1 protein-coding gene is annotated in these 1,446 nt (G+C 71.1%); it reads left to right on the top strand.

All coding sequences use genetic code 11. The features are described 5' to 3' along the window. The coding region (locus ON26_RS04055) for an ATP-binding cassette domain-containing protein (protein ID WP_040794611.1) at positions 1–1,014 on the top strand (1,014 nt) is incomplete at its 5' end. Positions 1,015–1,446: the final 432 nt, after the last annotated feature.

The following is a 1,446-nucleotide window of genomic DNA, read 5'->3' as shown; positions in this document are numbered from 1 at the left end:
GTGATCAGTCACGACCGGGAATTCCTGGCCCGCACCGTGAACCGGATCGTGGAGCTGGATCTGGCCCAGCAGCAGGTCGGCCTGTACGACGGCGGTTACGAGGCCTATCTCGCCGAGCGTGAAATCGCCCGCCGACACGCCAGGGAGGCCTACGACGAGTTCGCCGACACCAAGTCCGGATTGGAGGCCAGGGCGCAGATGCAGCGCAACTGGCTCGAGCACGGTGTCCGCAACGCGCGCCGCAAGGCGAAATCGGACTCCGACAAGGCAGGCCGGAAGATGCGTGCCGAGTCGACCGAGAAGCAGGCCGCCAAGGCCCGCCAGACCCAGCGCCGGATCGAGCGCCTGGAAGTGGTGGAGGAGCCGCGAAAGGAGTGGGAGCTGCGGATGCAGATCGCGCCTGCCCCGCGCAGCGGCACGGTCGTGAGCACGCTGACCGACGCCGTGGTCACGCGCGGAGACTTCCGGCTCGGGCCGGTGAGCACCCGGATCGACTGGGCCGATCGCATCGTGCTCACCGGCGCCAACGGTGCGGGCAAGTCCACGCTGCTCGGGCTCCTGCTGGGACGGATCACTCCCGACAGCGGCGCAGCCACCCTCGGCTCCGGCGTGCAGATCGGCGAGGTCGATCAGGCCCGCGGCCTGTTCCGCGGGTCCGGGCACTTGGCCGACACGTTCGGCGCGCAGATTCCGGACCGGCCGGACGCCGAGATCCGCACCCTGCTGGCCAAATTCGGGCTGCGCGGCCCTCATGTGCTTCGCCCGTGCGACACCCTCTCCCCCGGCGAACGCACCCGCGCCGCGCTGGCGCTGTTGCAGGCCAGAGGAGTGAACCTGCTGGTGCTCGACGAACCGACCAACCACCTCGACCTGCCCGCCATCGAGCAACTCGAGCAGGCCGTCGAGTCGTTCACCGGCACCCTGCTGCTGGTCACCCACGACCGCCGGATGCTCGACTCGGTCAGCGCCACCCGCCGCTGGCAACTGCGGGAGGGGCGGCTGCACGAGGACTGATCGCGGCCTCATCGGACCGCCCCGGCCGCCGGGGCGCCCTCGCCCCGAATCCGGTTCCGGACAGCGGCGCCGGCGGGCACGCATCGCGTCCGCCATCGAGGCGCTCGATCCGATCGCGTCACGATTCCGATGCGAGCCGGCGCCCCTTCCTCCGCCCGGACACCGGCACCGGCCGTATCGCCGCCGACGGCCGGTTCACCGCCCGGAACCGGCCCCGGCGATGCCGTCGTGACACCGGCGGCCTCGACCAGCTCACCGGCCGCCGCGGACGCCATCTCCACCAGTTCGTCCGCTTGCACCCTTCCGCGGCGACCACGTTGCGCCTCCAGTTCGACGAACAGCGCCGCGGGCGAAACACCTCTGCTCAGTGCGGCTTCCACGACAGCGAGCGCCTCCGACCTGCTCAGCGTGCGCGCCATGTCAACCACAGTG

The organism is Nocardia higoensis NBRC 100133 (assembly GCF_000308595.1).
Classification (GTDB): domain Bacteria; phylum Actinomycetota; class Actinomycetes; order Mycobacteriales; family Mycobacteriaceae; genus Nocardia; species Nocardia higoensis.
The sequence above is the reverse complement of the archived record's forward strand: the minus strand, read 5'-3'. Positions and strand labels throughout refer to the sequence as shown.